Genomic DNA, 18,003 nt, shown 5'->3' with positions numbered 1-18,003 from the left:
GCATCCCGGGTGCTTCGGCACGATCGCGGATGCCGCGTCGTGGTTTCCCCAAGGATGGAGCGGCCCGCCAAAGGGGTAAGACGCCTCGACCGGTCCGCGCCTGTCAGATCGCCGTCAGAACGTCCCGCGGTGCGGGGATCGCCGGTACGCGATGCGGGCCACCACCAGCGCGCCGCCCAACTGCAGAAATCCCGTTTCGCCCAGGTCGGGGGGGCCGAGATGGGCCTGGATCAGTATCCGCGTGAGTGCGTTCAGGGCGAGCAGGGTCAGGCAGAAGGCCGCTGCGGCCAGCAGGCTGGCGACGAACTCGGGCATACGATCGCTCCCGTTCCGAACGGGATCAGCCTAGCAAACCGTGAGCCAGGGCCAAGCTGCGCTTCCGGGATCGTCAGCGCCTTCGGGCGGGCGTCGCGGGCGCCTTGGCTTGCGCCGACGGGTCCTTCGCCGGTGCAGCGGGCATTTTGGCCTGCGCGGCCGGCGCCTGACGGGGCGTCTCGACGGCGAGCCGCTTGACCGGCCAGCCGTCGCTCCAGCGCTCCATGTCGGCAAGGCGCGGATTGGCCTTAAGGGTCGTCGCGTCGGAGCCGGCGAAGGCCGCGGCGGCGGCCAGATCGAAGGTCTTCCAGAATCCCAGGTAATCGAGCGCGTCCACCCGCGCGAGATTCACCTGCGCCACCAGCGTCTGCTGTTCGCCCGTCAGCGCCATATCGGCGGACCAGCGGAAGGGCGGCGGCTTCGGATCGTCCTTGGTCGCATCTTTCGGCTCCGGGGCGGGCTTGATCGCGCCGCCGTCGTAGGCCGTATCCAGACCGGCCGGGGCCGCCAGCGTCGCCGTGAGGGCCGGGAAGCCGTGATCGTCCGAGAGGATCCGAACGAACAGCTTGCGCTCGAACGGCACCCCACTCGCCTCACGCAGCAGGCGTCGGGCGGCCATGTCGGCGGCCCGCGTGTCCTTGTCGCCGACCATGGTGACGATGAGCGTGGACGGATCGATGACCGACAGGTCGCCGAGGGCGATGCCCCGCGATTTCGGTCCGCTGGCGATCCCACCGGGCGTCACGGCGAAGATCAGCTTCGGGACGGGCAGACCGCGCGCCTTGGCCTCGGCGGCGAGATCCAGGGCCAGGGGCGCGCCCGCCAGATGGCCGATCATCGCGACGCGCCCGAGGTCGGGCTTGGCCTCGCTGTCACCGGCGAGGTCGGCGAGGGCGGCCTTCACGAGTGATCCGGCGAGAGCGGGCGCGTCAGCCGGGCGGGTGCGGTTCACGTCCTGGAACCGCGGCAGGATGACGAGCCATCCCTGCCGGGCGAGGTGGTCGATCCAGGCCCCGTAGCTCTGCGGGTTCACGACCCCCCAGCCGTGCAGGAACACCGCGACCGGGCGGCCCACGTCCGGCGCGGCGCCCGCCGTATAGAACGCGAAGCTGCCGGCTGCGCCGCGCCCGAGGAGGCGCTTGGTTACCGCGGCCTTCCGGTCTCCGAAGCTCCCGGGCCCGTCTGCGGGCTGAGGCGGCGGCGTTGCCGCCCGGGCCGATATCGAACCGGCCAGGGTCATGATCGCGACCGCGACGAGCGATTCGCGAAGAGCGGTGAAACGCATGAAAGGCTCGATTGAGAAACGCGCTGCGCCGGCAGGACTGTCAGCGCTGAATAGCAGATTCTCTCCTGTTGGCGACTCGGTACGGCTCTTGTCGAAGCGGTAAGGCTTTAACCAACCGGACTTGTCTACGCGACTGCGCTCGCAGGGGCAGGCGGGAGCACCTGTGAGGCGCGATGATTTTTAACAGATCCTCTCGACGGTGCGCGGACTGACGCAAGCACATTGAGAAAGACGGCTGATCTGCACTCCCAGTCGGCGCGGAACGGGGAAAGGTCGCTTTTCGAGCGTCGAGCCGGCTCTACGGCGCGCTTGGGCGGCGTCAGGCCACGTGATGATCGCCCGGCCCCATACCGGACCCCTCAAGGCGCCGGGCGAGGTCCGCCAGTTCCAGAGGCAGCACCTGATCGGCCGCGCCGTAGAAACTGCGCAGTTCCTCGCTGAGGGATTCGAGAACTGTGGTCTCAGCCGTATCCCACTCCCCGGAGCGGCGGAGGGAATCGGCGTGATTGGCAGCGACGATCTTCATGGCGACGCTCGATCTGCGGTCTTTGGCGGGGGGGGGCGGCGCCGCACGTCAGGAGTGGCGTACAACGACGCCCCTGCTTCAAGTTTCCAAGCCGGGACTGATAATTTTGCCCCCGGGACCGATGATGGATGGACCACCGGTGCTGGGCGCGCGGCCCGCGGCCTGCTCGACCCAGGCCAGGATATCCTCGGCACGCCAGGGCTTCGGAATGAAGGTCGCGGAAACCCGCAGATCGCTCGGCTGATCGCCCGCGTCGCCTGATGTCAGGAGCACCCTGACCCGCGGCCAGGTTACGCCGATGATCCGCGCCAGTTCGAACCCGCCGATCGGTCCGGGCGTTCGCACGTCCGAGAAGACGACGCTGACCTCGTCGCCCCGGTCGTTAAGGATGGCAAGTGCCCGATCCGCGGTCTCGGCTTCGATCACGGTGAAGCCCGTATCCTCCAGGAGTGTGGCCGCGAGGAAGCGCTCGTCGGGTTGGTCCTCCACGACGAGAATCACGGGTTTCTGGCCGGTCTGTACCGAATCGCTCATGGGCCAGGACACTCTACAAGGGCTGAACGGCGGCCGCCGCGATCGGTTCAACACCGCATCGCGGTATCGAACCGGATCCGCGCGGACACGGAGCCTCCTGTGATCCTGGCATAATCGAGAAGTTCTGGTTGTGTCTTGAGTAACACAGCCTTCGACCAACGCCGAGATAGCCGTGCCGACATGGTCCAAAGACCTGCCGCCGAGCGCGATAGGTCAGTTCCAGGAAGCGATCGGAAGAGGCGGTTCATCCGGGACGGCGAAGGCGTCACCACATCCCGATCGAGCGCCGTAGTCCCGCACGGATTACCGCTCAGCCGACATCGTGCGCCTTGAGAAAGGCCAGCGCGCGCTGCCATCCGTCCTCCGCGGCCTCGCGCCGATAGCTCGGGCGGTAATCCGCATGGAAGCCGTGCGGCGCATCCGGATAGACGACCAATTCGACGCTCTTGCCCGCAGCCTTGGCCCGGTCGCGCGCCTCCTCCGCCGAGGCGACGGGAATGCCCGTATCGGCCCCGCCGTAGAGGGCGAGCAGCGGCGCGTTGATCTCCGCAGCGACATCGCCGGCCGTGCGCGGCTGGATGTCGGTCCGCTCGCCGCCGATGGGCCCGTACCAGGCGACCGCCGCCTTCAGGTCGCGGCGATGCGCGGCGTAGAGCCACACGTCGCGCCCGCCGCGGCACCATCCCATGACCGCGAGCCGGTGCAGGTCGCCCTTCGCGGCCGAGCCAGCCCAGGCCGCCGTGGCATCCAGGTCGTTGATCCACTGGGCATCCGGCGTCTTCGCGATGACGTCCCGGATGATGATCTTGGGATCGGTCATAGTCGAGAGATCGCCCTGCCGGGCATAGAGCTCGGGCGCGACGGCACAATATCCGACCTTGGCCAGGCGACGGCAGATGTCCTTGATGTACTCGTGGACGCCGAAGATCTCCTCGATCACCAGAACGATCGGGAACGGCCCCTCCCCCTCCGGGACGGCCCGATAGGCGGGCATCGGCCCGTCCGCGGCCGGGATCTTCACCTCGCCGGCCTCGATGCCGGTGGCGTCGGTGTGGATCACCTGCGCTTCGACCCGCGTCGTGGCGAGAGTCAGGCCGCTCATCAGGCTGGTCATCACGAAGCCGCGCCGCGACAGCGGCGGCACGATCAGGCCATCGAGACCCGCCGCGCGCCCTGCCGTGTCCTGATCCGCCATGGTGGGGTCTCCGTTGCTGCCCGGGAAGGGGTAGCGCGTTTGGCGACCGGCGTCTCCCAGGGGCCCGAAACTCCGGCGCGGATCGCCCTCGGCTCGACCAAAACTCCTTGGACGAAAAACGGTCGGGCGCCCGCCAGGGCCACCGACATCGTCGCCCCTCGTATGAGGCGTTACGCCCCCGCGGCGGTGAGCGCGCGGATGGCGGGCCGTGCCGTCGTCCAGACCCTGGCCGGCATCTCCCGCGGCTGCAGCATGTCGGACAGCGTGACGAAGGTCTCCGCGGCCGGCGCGACCACGGCTCGGATCCCGTAGCCCAGCGCGAAGGACCGGATCAGCTCGGCGTCCCGGGCGATGCCGAAACACTCGAGGGCGGCGAGAAACGCCTCCCGGAACAGGCTCGGCCGGCACCAGCGCTTCTCGGCCATCTGCAGCGGCCAGTCCCAGAGGCCCTCGGCCCGGCGCCTCGCGAGCGCGTCACGCGCGATGAAATAGCCGGTGTCCCGGTGCTCGATCCCCTCCGCCTGCACGGACCACTCATCATTGCCGTACAGCTCGGCCTCGGCCACGTCGTTCATCGGGTCCTCCGCGCTGGCTCGGCGTTCCGAAGCACCGGAACATTGCCGGAACACTGGCGCGGTTCGGCGCGTTGGTCAAGGTGATTGTTCCCGATGCGTTCGCTCAGACGGGACCCACCTCAGCGGCTTCGGAACAGCGCGTGCTCGACCCGGTCGCCGGGCTGGATACCGAGCTTGGCGGCCGTGCCGGCATTGAGTTCCAGAACGGCCACGACCGGGCTCCCTGACGGGATGATCGCGGTCGAAAGCGGCTCGGTGTCGGCCGCGATCCGGCTGATGGTTCCGTCCGGCCGGATGAAGACCATGTCCAGCGGCAGATAGGTGTTCTTCATCCACATAGTGACGGGCTCGTCACGCTCGAAATCGAACAGCATTCCGTGATCGGCCGCCATATGCCGGCGGAACATGAGACCGCGGGACCGGCCGGCATCGTCGCGCATCACCTCGACGTCGAAGCGCTTCGGCCCCGCCTTCGTGACGATCGTCAGCGCCTCCGCCTTGGGCGTGGCGGCCTGGGCCGGCGCCTGCGCGTGGACAGCCGGGACCGGAAAAAGGGTCGTCAGGCCAAGGCCGGCGATGGTCAGGGCCGTCGCGAGGCGGGACAGAACGTTCACGGGCTGGAGCCTCTCGGAAAGTGATGCGCCGTTTCAGCGCCGCTCCGCGCTGAGATAGTCCAAGACACCCGCGGGGGGAATCCGCGTCAGGGATCACCGGCTTCGGAACGGGATATGCGGAGCGGAGCCAGAAAGCGCCGCCTCGGCGCATCCCCCCGGGGGTCGGGATCGCGGCGGCGCGCTAATGCGAGGCCGGGAGCGCCCCGTCGATCAGTCGGACCTCGGCGGCCATGACGCCCTTCGAGCCGTCCCCGTAGCGGACCAGCACCGCCTCACCGGGCTTGAGTTCGGCGATCCCGTACCGGCGCAGGGTTTCCATGTGCACGAAGATGTCGGGGGTGCCGTCGCCCCGGGTCAGGAAGCCGAACCCCCGCAGGCGGTTGAACCATTTCACGACGGCGGTCTCGAGGCCGCTCGTCGGCGTCACGGTCACGTGGGTCCGCGGCAGCGGCATCTCCGAGGGATGCACCGCCGTTGCCTGATCCAGGGAGACCACCCGGAAGGCCTGCCAGCCGCGCGGCCGCTCCACGGCCTCCACGACGATGCGCGCCCCCTCGCTCGCCGCCTGATAGCCGTCCCGACGAAGGCAGGTGACGTGGAGGAGGATATCGGGCGCCCCGTCATCCGGCACGATGAAGCCGAATCCCTTGGAGACGTCGAACCACTTGATGTGGCCGGCCACCTCGACGAGGTCCAGAACCTCGTCCTCGCGCTGCATCGTCTCGCCGCCTCGGAGGTCGGCTGCCCGATCGAGGTTCTCCGGCCCGGATCCGCGTTCGTCAGACATGGCCGAGCAACCTACCCTGAATCACGCCGCGCGCTCTCCTGGCAAGATTAACGAAGTCCTGACTCCCGGGAAGCCCGTTTCGTCGGCAGGCGAGCTTGGCCGAGTTGCAATCTCGATGCTTGTATGCGCGGCGGCAACAGTCGATCGGTCGCAGGTCGTGGACCGATAGGTCTAAACGCACAGCGTCGTAAGGCGAATCTTCCGTTTGGCGGTCCCCGAAGTCGGCCGGAAGATCGAACCCCGGCACCGGTCACGTTTTTGAGAGGGTCCGTCGATCGCGGCACGCCGTTCCGGGTCGGCGCGGCGGGGCCTTGGCACCCACCGTAGCCGCGTGGTTTGGGTTCGACATCATGTCCGTCGACCCCGCCATCGATCTGCCCCCGGCCGCCCCGACCCCCGGGGCGCGGCGGCGATTGCCGATCATCGATGCGGCGCGCGCCACGGCCCTCGTCGCCATGGCGAGCTACCACGGGCTCTGGGACCTCGGATATCTCCGGCTGACCGCCGAGAACTACGCCCTGACGCCAGCCGGCCACCGCGCCGCCGAAACCATCGCCGGCAGCTTCCTGATCCTGGTCGGGGTCGGGCTCGTCCTGATGAACGGCCGGGGCCTCCGCCTCCGGCCGACCCTGATGCGGCTCGCGCGCATCGGCGGTGCGGCCGCCCTGGTGACCCTCGGGACCTGGATCGCGTTCCCCGACGCCTACGTGTTCTTCGGCATCCTGCACTGCATCGCGTTGTCGAGCGTGCTGGCGCTGCCCTTCCTGTTCCTGCCCGTACCGATCACCGCCCTAGCGGCAGCCCTGGTGCTCGCCGCACCGCTTCTCGTGCATGCGGCGGTGCTGGATGCGCCCGCGCTGTTCTTCCTGGGCCTCGGATCGGTGACGCCGCGGACCAACGATTACGTCCCGCTGTTCCCCTGGTTCGGCTTGGTGCTCGCCGGGATCGTCCTCGGCCGGGTCGGCCTGCCCAGGCTCGCGGGCTCGCGCCTCGGCGCCTGGTCACCGCGCTCGGCCCTCGGTCGCGGCGCGACCTTCACGGGCCGCCACAGTCTCGCGGTCTACCTGATCCACCAGCCGGTTCTGCTCGCCCTGCTCACCGGCGTGGTGGCGGTCACCGGTTCGAACCCGCGTGCCGGTCTCCGCTCGTTCCGCGCCGATTACGTGACGATCTGCACCCGCACCGGCGGCGAGCCGCCGCTCTGCCGGATCGCCGCCCGTTGCACGTCGGACGCGCTCCTCAAGGAGGATCTCTTCCGGGAGGACGGCAGGCCGTTCAGCGTGCCGGAGCGGCTGCGGGCTCAGGCGCTGTCGCAGGGGTGCTACAGCACCATCGAGAATGCCGCGCACGCGCCGCACTGACGCGCGCTGCGACAGACGCCGGCTCAATCCTTGGCGCGTTCCACGTAAGCCCCGTCGGCGGTCATGACGACGACGCGCGTCCCGGCCGCGATATGCGGCGGCACGGTGGTGCGCACGCCGTTCGACAGGGTGGCGGGCTTGTAGGATGAGGAGGCAGTCTGCCCCTTCAGCACCGGCTCGGTCTCGGTGACCTCCAGGGTCACGCGCTGCGGCAGCTCGATCGTCAGCGGCACGTCGTTATGGACGGACAGCATGACCGCCATGCCCTCCTGGAGATACGGGGCGGCGTCACCGACCACGTCCGCCGGCACCGCGACCTGCTCGTAGCTCTCGGGGTTCATGAAGTGGAACCCCTCGGCGTCGCTGTACAGGAAGGTGTGCTCGCGATCCTCCACGAAGGCGCGCTCGACCTGCTCCGTGGTCCGGTACCGCTCGGACACCTTCACGCCGTCCGTGATGCGGCGCATGTCGAGCTGGGTCACCGGCGTGCCCTTGCCGGGATGGATGTTCTCGGCGAACAGGATCACGTAGAGCTTGCCGTCTTTGTCGACGACGTTGCCCTTGCGGAGCGTTGAGGCAATCACCTTCACGGAATGGCGTCCTGCATTGACATGGGGAGCGGCACGCGCCAAGCGCGGGCTCTGCGTTTCGGACCCTCGCCACTATCGCATCTGCGTCCCGGTTGCCAGCGGGCGCCGAACCGTCGACGCGAGCCGACACCGGGTCCGTCGCGAACGCGTCGGCCCTGCGGCCGGACGGGGCCGAGGATGAGCCTGTGCCGAACCCAGCCGACCCTCGCCCGGCCCTGACCGCCTCGCCGCCCCGATGGTGGACTCCGGACCGCCATGCCGACCGCCGTCCGGCGCTGATCCTGCGCAACAGGCTCCTGGCGGCGATCCGGGCGTGGTTCGCTGCGGGCGACTTCGTCGAGGTGGAGGCGGCCTGCCTCCAGGTCTCGCCGGGCAACGAGGCGCATCTCTCGGCCTTCGCCACCGAGGCCGTCGGCGCGAGCGGTGCGCGCACGCCGCTCTATCTCCACACCTCGCCGGAATTCGCCTGCAAGAAGCTGCTGGCCGCCGGCGAGACGCGGCTGTTCAGCGTCGCCCGCGTGTTCCGCAACCGCGAGCGCGGGCCGCTGCACCATCCGGAATTCACGATGCTGGAATGGTATCGGGCCGGCGCGCCCTATACGGCGCTGATGGCGGATTGCATCGCATTGATTCGGCAGTCTGCCGCCACCGCGGAACTGCGCCGCTTCGTCTTTCGCGGCCGGGAGGCCGATCCCTACGCGGAGCCCGAGCGGCTGACCCTGGCCGAGGCCTTCGACCGGTTCGCGGGGATCGACCTGCTCGCCACCGTCACGCGCACCGGCGAGACCGATCGGGACGCCCTCGCCCGTATGGTCGCCGGTGCGGACCTGCGGGTCGCGTCGGACGATACCTGGGCCGACCTGTTCTCCCGGGTCCTCGTGGCGCGCATCGAGCCGCATCTCGGCATCGGACGGCCGACGATCCTGTGCGAGTATCCGGTGAGCGAGGCGGCGCTTGCCAGACCGGCGCCGCACGATCGCCGGGTGGCCGAGCGTTTCGAACTCTATGTCTGCGGGGTCGAACTCGCCAACGCGTTCGGCGAACTGACCGACCCGGAGGAACAGCGCCGCCGCTTCGAGATCGAGATGGCGGAGAAGGTCCGCGTCTACGGCGAACGCTATCCGATCGACGAGGAGTTCCTCGCTGCCCTCGCGACGATGCCGGACGCGTCAGGGATCGCCCTGGGCTTCGACCGGCTGGCGATGCTCGCCTGCGGCGCCGGCCGCATCGAGGATGTCATCTGGACCCCCGTGGCGGAGACCCTGGCGTGACCGATACCCTGCGCAGCGCCGACGACTTGGCCGCCGCCGGCCTGATCTCCGGCGTCGAGGCCGAGGTGCTGCGCACGGTGCTGGCCCGCTACGCCGTGTCGCTGACACCCGACATGGCCGAGCTGATCGATCCGACCGACCCGGACGATCCCATCGCCCGCCAATTCGTGCCCACCGCGGAGGAAGTCCGGATCGCGCCGGAGGAGCGTGCCGACCCGATCGGCGACGCCGCCCACGCGCCGGTGACCGGGATCGTCCACCGCTACCCCGACCGCGTGCTGCTCAAGCCGCTGCACGTCTGCCCCGTCTATTGCCGCTTCTGCTTCCGCCGGGAAATGGTCGGGCCGAATGGCCTCGGGACGCTGAGCGAGGACGAGCTGGAGGCCGCCATGGCCTACATCGCCGGCGATCCGCGGATCTGGGAGGTGGTGCTCACCGGCGGCGACCCGTTCGCGCTCTCGGCAAGACGCCTCGGAATCATCGCGGGGCGGCTGTCGGCCATTGACCACGTGCGCGTGCTGCGGATCCACACCCGCGTCCCCGTGGTCCGGCCCGACAGCGTGACGGATCCGCTCGTGCGCGCCCTGCGGACGTTCGGAGGCGCGGTCTTCGTCGCCCTGCACGCCAACCACCCGCGTGAGTTCACGCCGGGCGCCCGTGCCGCCTGCGCCCGTCTGATCGATGCCGGCATCCCGATGGTGAGCCAGTCCGTGCTCCTGCGCGGCGTCAACGACGATGCGGCGACGCTGGAGGCCCTGATGCGGACCTTCGTCGAGAACCGGATCAAGCCCTACTACCTGCACCACGGCGATCTCGCCCCGGGCACAGCCCACCTCCGCACCGGTCTCGCGGAGGGACAGACCCTGATGCGGACCCTGCGCGGGCGGCTCTCGGGGCTCGCACAGCCCACCTACGTGCTCGACATTCCCGGCGGCTACGGCAAGGTGCCGGTCGGGCCCAGCTATCTGCGCGACACCGCCGACGGGCAGCGGGTGACCGATCCGGACGGGCGCGAGCATCCCTATCCGCCCGAGGCATGAGGAAGACGCGTGACGCAACGCAGGCTCTGGGGACGGCTCACCTCGGTGAACGTCCAGAAGGCGGTCTGGGGGCTCGACGAGGCCGGACTGGCCTACGAGCGGATCGCGGCCGGCGGCGCCTACGGAATCGTCGCCGATCCCGCGTACCGCGCCCTGAATCCGAACGGCCTGGTCCCGACGCTGGAGGAGGACGGCTTCGTCCTCTGGGAGTCGAACGCGATCCTCCGCTATCTCGCGGCGATCAGCCCGGCCCTCGCGCTGCCGGATGATCCCCGCGCCCGCGCCCATGTCGAGCAGTGGCTCGATTGGCAGGCCACCAGCTTCACGCCCGCCATGCGCGACGCCTTCTGGCAACTCTATCGGTCGTCGGCGCCCGACCGCAGCGTCATCGCGGCTTCGGTCGCCAAGACCGAGGCCATGGCGGCGATCCTCGACGCGCATCTCGCGGTACGCGACTACGTGGTCGGGGACCGGTTCGGCATCGCCGATATCGCCCTCGGCTGCGCGGCGCATCGCTGGCTGAACCTCCCCACCGACCGCGTCGAGCGCCCGGCGCTGCGGCGATGGTACGCGCGCGTCGCCGCGCGGCCGGCGGCGGCCCGGGCACTCGGCGAGCCCATCGCCTGAGGGCTTGGCGGCCCAGGTCTCGGCCCTGACAGGTGGCGCTGGTGCTCGGACAGGCGCCTGTGCGGCCCCTGAACAGGATCACACCGTGGCGCCGATCTGCCAGGGCGCGAATTCCGAGGACCCGAAATCGAACTGCTCGCTCTTGGTCCGCTCGCCCCCCGCGACGCGCAGGATCTGTTCGAAGATCCGGCGCCCGGCCTGCTCGACGCTCTCCGCCCCGTCGAGGATCGTGCCGCAATTCACGTCCATGTCCTCCTCGAGCCGGCGATACATGGCCGAGTTCGTGGCGATCTTGATCGAGGGGGCCGGCTTGCAGCCGAACACGCTGCCGCGGCCGGTTGTGAAGCAGACGAGATTCGCGCCGCCCGCCACCTGCCCGGTCGCCGAGACCGGGTCGTAGCCGGGTGTGTCCATGAACACGAAGCCCTTGGCGGTCACGGGGTCGGCGTAGCGCAGGACGTCCACGAGGTTGGTGCTCCCGGCCTTGGCCATGGCGCCCAGGGATTTCTCCAGGATCGTCGTGAGGCCCCCGGCCTTGTTGCCGGGCGATGGGTTGGCGTCGATCTCCGATCCCTCTCTGCGGGTATAGTCCTCCCACCAGCGCATCAGGTCGACGAGCTTCTGGCCGATCTCGGCGCTCACGGCACGGCGGGTGAACAGGTGCTCCGCCCCATAGGTCTCGGTGGTCTCCGAGAGGATCACCGTGCCGCCGTTCCGGACCACGAGGTCGCTGGCGATCCCGAGCGCGGGATTGGCCGAGACCCCCGAATAGCCGTCCGAACCGCCGCATTGCAGGGCGACGATCAGCTCGCCCGCCGGCACCGGTTCGCGGCGGACCACGTCGGCCTCGGGCAGGATGCCCTTCACGAAGTCGATTCCGGCCTCGACGGTCCTGCGGGTGCCGCCCAACGCCTGGATGTTCATGCTGCGGATCCGGTCGCCGAGCCCCTGCTCCTCCAGGAAGGCACCGATCTGGTTCACCTCGCAGCCGAGCCCGATCATCACGATGTGCGAGAAGTTGACGTGCCGGGCATAGCCGGCGAGCGTCCGGCGCAGGAGCCGCAGCGGCTCGCCCATCGCCATGCCGCAGCCGGTCTTGTGGGTCAGCGCCACGACGCCGTCGACGTTCGGATAGGCGGCGAGCGGGTCGAGGCCGAGGATCGGGTGCCGCCGGAACGCGTCGGCGATGAGATTCGCCACGTGGGCGCTGCAATTCACCGAGGTCAGGATGCCGACGTAATTGCGGGTCGCCACGCGCCCGTCGGGGCGACGGATGCCCTGGAAGGTCGCTTGCGGCGTGATGCTCTGCGTCGGCCGGACATCGACCCCGAACGCGTAGTCGCGGGCGAATGCGCCCATGCCGAGATTGTGGACGTGGACATGCTGTCCGGCGGCGATGTCGGCCTTCGCGAAGCCGATGATCTGGCCGTACTTGAGCACCGGCGCGCCGCTGCGATGCGGGCGCACCGCCACCTTGTGGCCCGCCGGGATCCGCTCGGCCGCGGTCACGCCGTCCGCGACCGGCGTGCCGGGCTCGATCGCGGCCCGGGCGACGACGACGCCGTCGTCGGGGCGCAGGGCGATGACGGGAAAGGCGGACATGGGGCTCTCCTCGGGATGCGTCACGGTCGCGTCGCTCATCGGGCCGGCTCGGGGCGGAGCGCCGGGACGCGGGCGTCCCGGACCGGCAGCGGTGCGATCTCGCCGACCACGAACAGGTAGATGAAGGCGCCGAGCAGGCAGAAGCCGCCGGCCACCATCAGCGGGATGGCGAACGAGCCCTGCGTGACGGTGAGCATGATTCCGGTGAAGGTCGTCGTCACGATGCCGGCGACGTTCGAGGCGAAGTTCTGGATCCCGCCGATCGAGGCCACGTGGGCCGGCGTCGGCGCCACGTCGCCGGGCAGCGCCCAGATCGACGCGGCCGTGAAGGCGAGGCTGCCATAGGCCACGGCGAAGCACAGCAGGGCGACGTAGACGTTGGGCGCGATGATCGACAGCGTGATCACCGAGGACATCAGCATGCCGCCGACCAGGCAGGTCTTGCGGGCGGCGGTGAGGCTCCAGCCCCGGCGATAGAGAGCGTCCGAAGCGAAGCCGCCGAGCCAGCCCGCGGGGATCGAGGCGAGGGCCGGCAGGGTACCCAGGGTGCCGAGTTCCGCCAGCGAGAAGCCCCGGGCCTTGATCAGGTAGGTCGGGAACCACGTGATGAAGAAGTAGATCACGAAGTTCAGGCAGAAGAATCCGGCCATCATCCCCCAGACGGTGCGGTACCGGAACAGGGACAGCCACGGCACCTGATTCTGCGCCTCGGCGGCATCGACGGCCTTCGGCCGCTCCTGCGCGGCGCGGAGTCGGGCGAGGTCCTCCGGCGCGACGGCGGGGTGGTTCTCGGGCTCGCGGTAGAGCCACATCCAGAACACGGCCCAGACGAAGCCGAGCAGCCCGGTGACGATGAACGATTCGCGCCAGCCCAGCGTCGCGATCACCAAGGAGACCAGGGGGATCGCCAGCGCCGATCCGACCCGCGAGCCGCTGTCGAAGATGCTGCTGGCAAAGCTGCGCTCGCTCCGCGGGAACCACGAGGCCGCGACCTTGGCAAAGGACGGGTAGGCCCCGGCCTCGCCGACGCCGAGCAGCATGCGCAGGCCGAGCAGCGACAGGAAGCCCCGGCCGGCGGCGGTCAGCGCCGTGCAGGCCGACCACCAGACCACCGCCGCCACCAGCGACAGCCGCGCCCCGACCCGGTCGGCGACGTAGCCGAAGGGCAACTGCATGATCGCGTAGGTCCAGAAGAAGCCCGACAGGATCAGGCCCAGGTCGGTGGTGTTCAGCCCGAGCTCCTTGGCCATGGAGGGGGCTGCGACCGCGAGGTTGGCGCGGTCGATGTAGTTGATCGCGTTGGCGGCCATGCACAGGCCGATCATGAGCCAGCGTAAGCGGGGCATCGTGCTCCTCCCGAACGCGGGGATGGCGTCCCCGTCTGGAGCGGCGCCCCCGTTTTGGCCGGGGGTCGCCGCGGTCTCGTCCGATCAGGTCCGCTTCCGCGGACCCGGCTCAGTCACGGTAGGCATCCCCGTCGAGCCCGTGCGGCCGGCCCGCGGCCAGGAGCGTCTCCCAGACCGGCTCCGGCAACGGGACCCCCTCGGCGAGGCGCTGGGCGCGCATGCGGCGCTCCGGCTCGCCGGGCAGTAGCACCTCGGCGCCCGGCATCGGCCGGGCGCTCTTGAAGAAGTCGAGATAGGTTCGCGCCTCGGTGGCGAGGGCGTCCTCGGTCCCGAAGGCTTCGGGCCTCACGTAGATCGACAGCATGCCGTTGCAGATCCGCCGCCGGCCCGGCCCCGCCGTGCCGGAACCGGTGAGCGCCCCGGCGAGCAGCTCGCACATCAGGGCGAGGCCCGAGCCCTTGTGCTCGCCGAAGGCGCGGATCGCCCCCGTGCCGCGCTGGTTGTCGCGGGCGTCCCCGTCGAGGGGGCCGAACAGCGTCACGGGATCGGCGCTGAGGCGACCGTCCGGTTCGATCAGCGCGCCCGCCGGCAGCGGCTTGCCGCCCCGGGACGCGACCAGCACCTTGCCCTCGGCTACGGCCGAGGTGGCGAAATCGAGGATGACCGGCTCGGAATCCGGCACCGGGAAGCCGGCCGCGAAGGGGGCCGTGGAGAACCGCCGCTCGACGGAGCCGAAGGGCGCCACCAGCAGGCTCCCCGACACGTTGACGAAATGGACCGAGACCAGCCCCGACGCGGCGGCGCGCTCCGCCCATTCGCCGATCCGGCCGAGATGCCCGGCATGCCGGAGCGCGACGATCCCCACGCCGTTCGCCTGCGCCTTGGCGATCCCAAGATCGGTGGCGAAGGGCCCGGCGGTCTGCCCGAACCCGTAATGCGCGTCGATCAGGGCGAAGCACGGGGCATCGCTGACGATCTCAGGGACCCGGCCCGCCTCGACCTCGCCCGCGCGCAGCCACTCCACGTAGCGGGTGACCCGGACGACGCCGTGGCTGTCGTGGCCGGTGAGGTTGGCGGCGACCAGGAAACGGCCGATCCGCTCTGCCTCCGCCTCCGCGCAACCCTCGCGGACGAAGATGTCCCGCACATAGGCGGACAGCCTATCGGCCGAGATCCGCATGCCGTTACCTCCCTGGCCGCACCTCGCCGGGCGCGTGCGGGATGAAGCTAGCGCTCAAGGACGTGCCGCGCGAGCACCGGCGGTGACGTCCGAGCGGACCTGTCGTCCGATCGAAACATCGTCGGCGGGGGGCCCGTCACGAGATCTCGCGGATCAGCTTGGCGATGATCGCGCGCCCGAACGCCTCGAAGCCCTCGGCGGTCATCACGAACGCCCCCTCGCCGCCGATCACGAGGTTCCGGTAATAAGCCGCGAGGCCGCCGGCCGGGTTGGTGTGCTCCCTCAGGAAACCGGGCATTCCGTCCGGATCGGTGAGGATCACGATGCCGTTCACCGTGATCCCGGCCGTTACGGCGGCGTCCCGGGCCTCCGTGATCGAGCGGCCGGCATTGCCGGTGCCGTCACCCGAGACGTCGATCACCTTCCTGTCGGTCCGGAACGGTGCCCGCGCCAGCAGGTCGGCGGCGAAACCGATGGCCGATCCGATCGCGGTCCGGCCGTAGAAGGGGCGCTCCGCTGCGGCGAGCCGCGCCGCGAAGAGGCCCGCATCCTGCGCGGAGGCGATCACCATCCAGTCGACCGCGACGCGCTGCTCCCCGGGCCCGGCCCAGTCGAACAGGGCGACGCCGATGCGCCCGGCCGGCCCGTCGGCGATGGCCCGCAGGATCCGGGGATCGGCGAAGGCCTCGCCATAGCCGCGCCGTTCCAGGTCGAAGCGCGCCTCGCTGATGCTCAGGGAGACGTCCACCGCGAGCGCCAGCAGCACGTCCACGTCCAGGTCGGCCGCGGCGGCGCGGCCGCCGGGGAGGGACAGTGTCGCGAGCATTCCGGACAGGAGCTGGCGTCGCCGCATGGCCGACACTCGAGGGGAGGCGCCGCGCGCGGGGGCGGACGGCCGCATCCCAGGCAACGGACCTGCCGCCCCGCCAGTTCGATCCGTCGCCAGCCCGGCTCGAAATGGTTCCGCGCCGGGCCCTCGGCACCGTGCCGCTTTTGGTCCCATCCCGTGCCTGCCCGACGCCGCTAACTGGGCCTCACGAAGGCGCGTTGTGCGCTGCGAAAACCGGAAAACATCCTATGCGCATCGTCCACCGGATCGGACGCGGTCTCGAGAGCTTGATCGTGGCGGCCCTCATCGGGGCCGTGGCCCTGTTAAGCCGAACGATCGACGCCATGATCGGCTTCGTCGGCCGCCAATCCGATCGCCTCGAGGCCGGACTGGGGGAACTCGCCCGCCAATCCAAGGAACGGCACAGGCAGCAGGGCCGGCGACTGATCGATCCGATCAGCCTGAAATAGGTCGATGGCCGGGGCTCCCGTTTCGGGACGACGTGCTACAGCCCCGGCCCCTTGGCGGCCCCGAAGATGCGGCCGGGCCGATTGTCGGCACCACCCTGCAGCAGCACGACCCAGCTGTCGGCTTCGGCGATCGCGGCCTGCGTGTCGGGCACATCGAAGCTGACCGCCTGGCCGGTCCAGTGGCCGAGATGCTGCAGCCCCCGCACCACGTTGACGTAGGTCGCGGTCCGGCCGCCATTCTCGCCGGCCTGGATCGCGATCACCCGGCTGCGCAGGACGGGGACCAGCCAGACCTCGCCGCGCAGATCGGCCGCGAGGTCCGGCGCCGCCCCGATCTCCACCTGGATCCGGTCGCCGCGGATCTCGCCGCGCACCGGCACCGGCAGGCCGCCGCGCTGAGACGCATCGCGCATCAGCCGGTCGAGACCGGCTCTGTCGGAGCCCACCACCACGCCGCTGCCATCGATCACCGCCTGCGGGGTGAAGACCTGCCGGGCGCCGCGCGTCCGCGCATAGGCCCGCTGACGCTCGGTGAGGGGCCGCGAGGCCAGGGTGTCCTTCCAGCCGAGGTAATCCCAATAGGTCACCGGAAGGGTCAGGGCGATCACCCCGGGCTGGCGGGCGAGGTCGCGCAGCACCGGATCGGCCGTGCGGCAGGCCCCGCAGCCCTGGCTGGTGAACAGTTCCACGACCGCGCGAACCGGCTCGGCCCGCGCCGCGGAGGCAGCCACGGCGGTGCCGAGCAGCACGGCCGCGCGGAGCGCGCGACGGTCGCGGATCGGGGCGCGGTGCCGGGGATTCATGGGGACATCAGAGCGTCTGGTCCGCGTTCTGGGAAATCACGTTGGCTTGAGAAGCATCGACCGGCGGGCGGGACGCCGCCGATGCCATCCGCGGCTCGGGCAGCATGTCGGGTCGCCACCGGCGGTGCATCCAGAGCCACTGACCGGGATTCTCGCGCACCCATCCCTCGACCACGGCGGTCATCGCCTGCATGGTGCCGGGCACGTCGATGGTCCCGTCCGCGGCCCGCGGCAGAATGAGCGGCGGCGTCAGTTCCAAGCGGAAGCGGCCCTCCGGCAACCGCACGACCCGGACGCCGTGGACGGGGCACTCGTAGTGACGGACGAGCTTGGCGAGCAGCGGGTTGGCGAGGCAGGGCCGCCCGAGGAACTCCACCACGACGCCGCGGGTGAAGTGCTGATCGATCAGCTGACCGAGATGGCCGCCATTCTCCACCACGTCGCGCATGGCGAAGACGGCGCCCGGCTTCGATGCGGCCAGGCCGCCCATGGAGCGGCGGCGGACCTCCTGCACGAGGCGTGCGGCGGCCGGATTGTTGGGCGGCCGGAATACGGCGGTGGCATCGAGGCCGAACCGGGCGGCGCAGATCGCCGGCAATTCCCAGTTGGCCAGGTGAGCGGAGAAGATCAGGCCCGGCGCGCCGTCGTCGCGCAGGGCGAAGAAATGCTCGATGCCCGAGACCTCGGTCCGCGATGGGCCCGTGGCCGCCGGATCGTAATCGAACAGGCTGTCGAGATGGGCGTATTCGGCGCCCGTCCGCCCGAGATTGTCCCAGGCCTCCAGGGCGATTGTTCGCCGCTCAGCCTCCGGCATCTCGGGAAAGGCCGCCCGCAGGTTCTGCAGGGCGGTCCGGTGGGCCGGCAAGAGGGGCCCGATCCGGCGCAGCAGCCCGGCGCCCAACGCGGTCGAGCGCGCCGGCCCGAGGCTGCGGGCGAGCCAGACCAGGGCGCGGATCAGGGGTATCGTGGCGTAGCCCAGGAGGCGCGGGTACGACCGTTTCAGCAGAAGGGCGAGACGCAGCACTTTCGTTTCCCGGGCTCGATCCGGGCCGC

The 18,003-nt window shown here is 70.2% G+C and carries 20 protein-coding genes; 5 read left to right on the top strand and 15 right to left on the bottom strand.

Going from position 1 to position 18,003, the window contains the following annotated elements; genetic code table 11:
* Positions 1-114: 114 nt before the first annotated feature.
* The 8 genes from AC3IF3_RS17900 to AC3IF3_RS17865 form a co-directional block, all read right to left on the bottom strand.
* Positions 115-315 carry a hypothetical protein gene (locus tag AC3IF3_RS17900; protein WP_489229728.1) on the bottom strand — a complete coding sequence of 67 codons (201 nt, stop codon included), beginning with the start codon at positions 313-315 and terminating at the stop codon, positions 115-117.
* Between the two features lie 73 nt (positions 316-388).
* Positions 389-1,600 (bottom strand): alpha/beta hydrolase, encoded by a 1,212-nt coding sequence (locus AC3IF3_RS17895; protein WP_489229727.1) that lies wholly within the window; start codon positions 1,598-1,600, stop codon positions 389-391.
* Between the two features lie 319 nt (positions 1,601-1,919).
* A complete protein-coding gene (locus tag AC3IF3_RS17890) occupies positions 1,920-2,126 on the bottom strand; it encodes a hypothetical protein (RefSeq protein ID WP_489229726.1) in 207 nt (68 codons plus the stop codon).
* 78 nt (positions 2,127-2,204) lie between these two features.
* Positions 2,205-2,660, bottom strand: coding sequence for a response regulator (locus AC3IF3_RS17885; RefSeq protein WP_243973766.1), 456 nt, complete (start codon positions 2,658-2,660; stop codon positions 2,205-2,207).
* A gap of 310 nt (positions 2,661-2,970) precedes the next feature.
* A complete protein-coding gene (locus AC3IF3_RS17880; RefSeq protein WP_243973767.1) occupies positions 2,971-3,855 on the bottom strand; it encodes a dienelactone hydrolase family protein in 885 nt (294 codons plus the stop codon).
* Positions 3,856-4,025: 170 nt separating this feature from the next.
* A complete protein-coding gene (locus AC3IF3_RS17875; RefSeq protein WP_489217522.1) occupies positions 4,026-4,430 on the bottom strand; it encodes a hypothetical protein in 405 nt (134 codons plus the stop codon).
* 119 nt (positions 4,431-4,549) lie between these two features.
* Complete coding sequence (locus AC3IF3_RS17870) at positions 4,550-5,044, bottom strand: DUF192 domain-containing protein (protein WP_489229725.1); 495 nt, start codon at positions 5,042-5,044, stop codon at positions 4,550-4,552.
* Between the two features lie 181 nt (positions 5,045-5,225).
* On the bottom strand, positions 5,226-5,831 hold the full coding sequence (locus AC3IF3_RS17865; protein WP_409564916.1) for a cold-shock protein: 606 nt from the start codon (positions 5,829-5,831) through the stop codon (positions 5,226-5,228).
* Between the two features lie 350 nt (positions 5,832-6,181).
* Here AC3IF3_RS17865 and AC3IF3_RS17860 point away from each other — a divergent pair, with 350 nt between their 5' ends.
* A complete protein-coding gene (locus tag AC3IF3_RS17860; RefSeq protein WP_489229724.1) occupies positions 6,182-7,192 on the top strand; it encodes a heparan-alpha-glucosaminide N-acetyltransferase in 1,011 nt (336 codons plus the stop codon).
* Positions 7,193-7,215: 23 nt separating this feature from the next.
* Here AC3IF3_RS17860 and efp read toward each other — a convergent pair whose 3' ends face one another.
* Positions 7,216-7,782 carry an elongation factor P gene (gene efp, locus AC3IF3_RS17855; protein WP_243973770.1) on the bottom strand — a complete coding sequence of 189 codons (567 nt, stop codon included), beginning with the start codon at positions 7,780-7,782 and terminating at the stop codon, positions 7,216-7,218.
* Between the two features lie 215 nt (positions 7,783-7,997).
* Between efp and epmA the strand changes: the two genes are divergently transcribed.
* The 3 genes from epmA to AC3IF3_RS17840 are packed head-to-tail and all read left to right on the top strand — an operon-like array spanning position 7,998 to position 10,720.
* On the top strand, positions 7,998-9,053 hold the full coding sequence (gene epmA, locus AC3IF3_RS17850) for an EF-P lysine aminoacylase EpmA (protein WP_489231334.1): 1,056 nt from the start codon (positions 7,998-8,000) through the stop codon (positions 9,051-9,053).
* Positions 9,050-10,093, top strand: a complete 1,044-nt coding sequence (locus AC3IF3_RS17845; RefSeq protein WP_489229723.1) for a lysine-2,3-aminomutase-like protein — start codon at positions 9,050-9,052, stop codon at positions 10,091-10,093. The genes epmA and AC3IF3_RS17845 overlap by 4 nt, the downstream gene beginning before the upstream one ends.
* Positions 10,094-10,102: 9 nt before the next feature.
* On the top strand, positions 10,103-10,720 hold the full coding sequence (locus AC3IF3_RS17840) for a glutathione S-transferase family protein (RefSeq protein WP_489229722.1): 618 nt from the start codon (positions 10,103-10,105) through the stop codon (positions 10,718-10,720).
* A 78-nt stretch (positions 10,721-10,798) separates the two neighbouring features.
* Here the strand turns inward: AC3IF3_RS17840 and AC3IF3_RS17835 are convergent, their stop codons facing one another.
* The 4 genes from AC3IF3_RS17835 to AC3IF3_RS17820 form a co-directional block, all read right to left on the bottom strand.
* The gene (locus AC3IF3_RS17835; RefSeq protein ID WP_489231333.1) at positions 10,799-12,322 is read right to left on the bottom strand and encodes a UxaA family hydrolase; all 1,524 of its coding nucleotides are present in this window, start codon (positions 12,320-12,322) and stop codon (positions 10,799-10,801) included.
* Positions 12,323-12,357: 35 nt separating this feature from the next.
* A complete protein-coding gene (locus AC3IF3_RS17830; protein WP_489229721.1) occupies positions 12,358-13,668 on the bottom strand; it encodes an MFS transporter in 1,311 nt (436 codons plus the stop codon).
* Positions 13,669-13,777: 109 nt separating this feature from the next.
* Positions 13,778-14,848, bottom strand: a complete 1,071-nt coding sequence (locus AC3IF3_RS17825; RefSeq protein WP_489229720.1) for a malate/lactate/ureidoglycolate dehydrogenase — start codon at positions 14,846-14,848, stop codon at positions 13,778-13,780.
* A 136-nt stretch (positions 14,849-14,984) separates the two neighbouring features.
* Positions 14,985-15,701: a DUF1194 domain-containing protein gene (locus AC3IF3_RS17820; protein ID WP_489229719.1), complete on the bottom strand. Its 717-nt coding sequence runs from the start codon at positions 15,699-15,701 to the stop codon at positions 14,985-14,987.
* Between the two features lie 269 nt (positions 15,702-15,970).
* On the opposite strand from AC3IF3_RS17820, the gene AC3IF3_RS17815 reads away from it, so the two are divergent.
* Positions 15,971-16,147 (top strand): hypothetical protein, encoded by a 177-nt coding sequence (locus AC3IF3_RS17815; protein ID WP_489229717.1) that lies wholly within the window; start codon positions 15,971-15,973, stop codon positions 16,145-16,147.
* Between the two features lie 35 nt (positions 16,148-16,182).
* Here AC3IF3_RS17815 and AC3IF3_RS17810 read toward each other — a convergent pair whose 3' ends face one another.
* A complete protein-coding gene (locus AC3IF3_RS17810) occupies positions 16,183-16,950 on the bottom strand; it encodes a DUF1223 domain-containing protein (RefSeq protein ID WP_243973778.1) in 768 nt (255 codons plus the stop codon).
* Positions 16,951-16,957: 7 nt separating this feature from the next.
* On the bottom strand, positions 16,958-17,974 hold the full coding sequence (locus AC3IF3_RS17805) for a lipid A biosynthesis lauroyl acyltransferase (RefSeq protein WP_489229716.1): 1,017 nt from the start codon (positions 17,972-17,974) through the stop codon (positions 16,958-16,960).
* Between the last annotated feature and the right edge of the window lie 29 nt (positions 17,975-18,003).

It is taken from the genome of Methylobacterium sp. J-118 (assembly GCF_057836565.1).
This window is presented reverse-complemented; position numbering and strand designations above follow the sequence as displayed.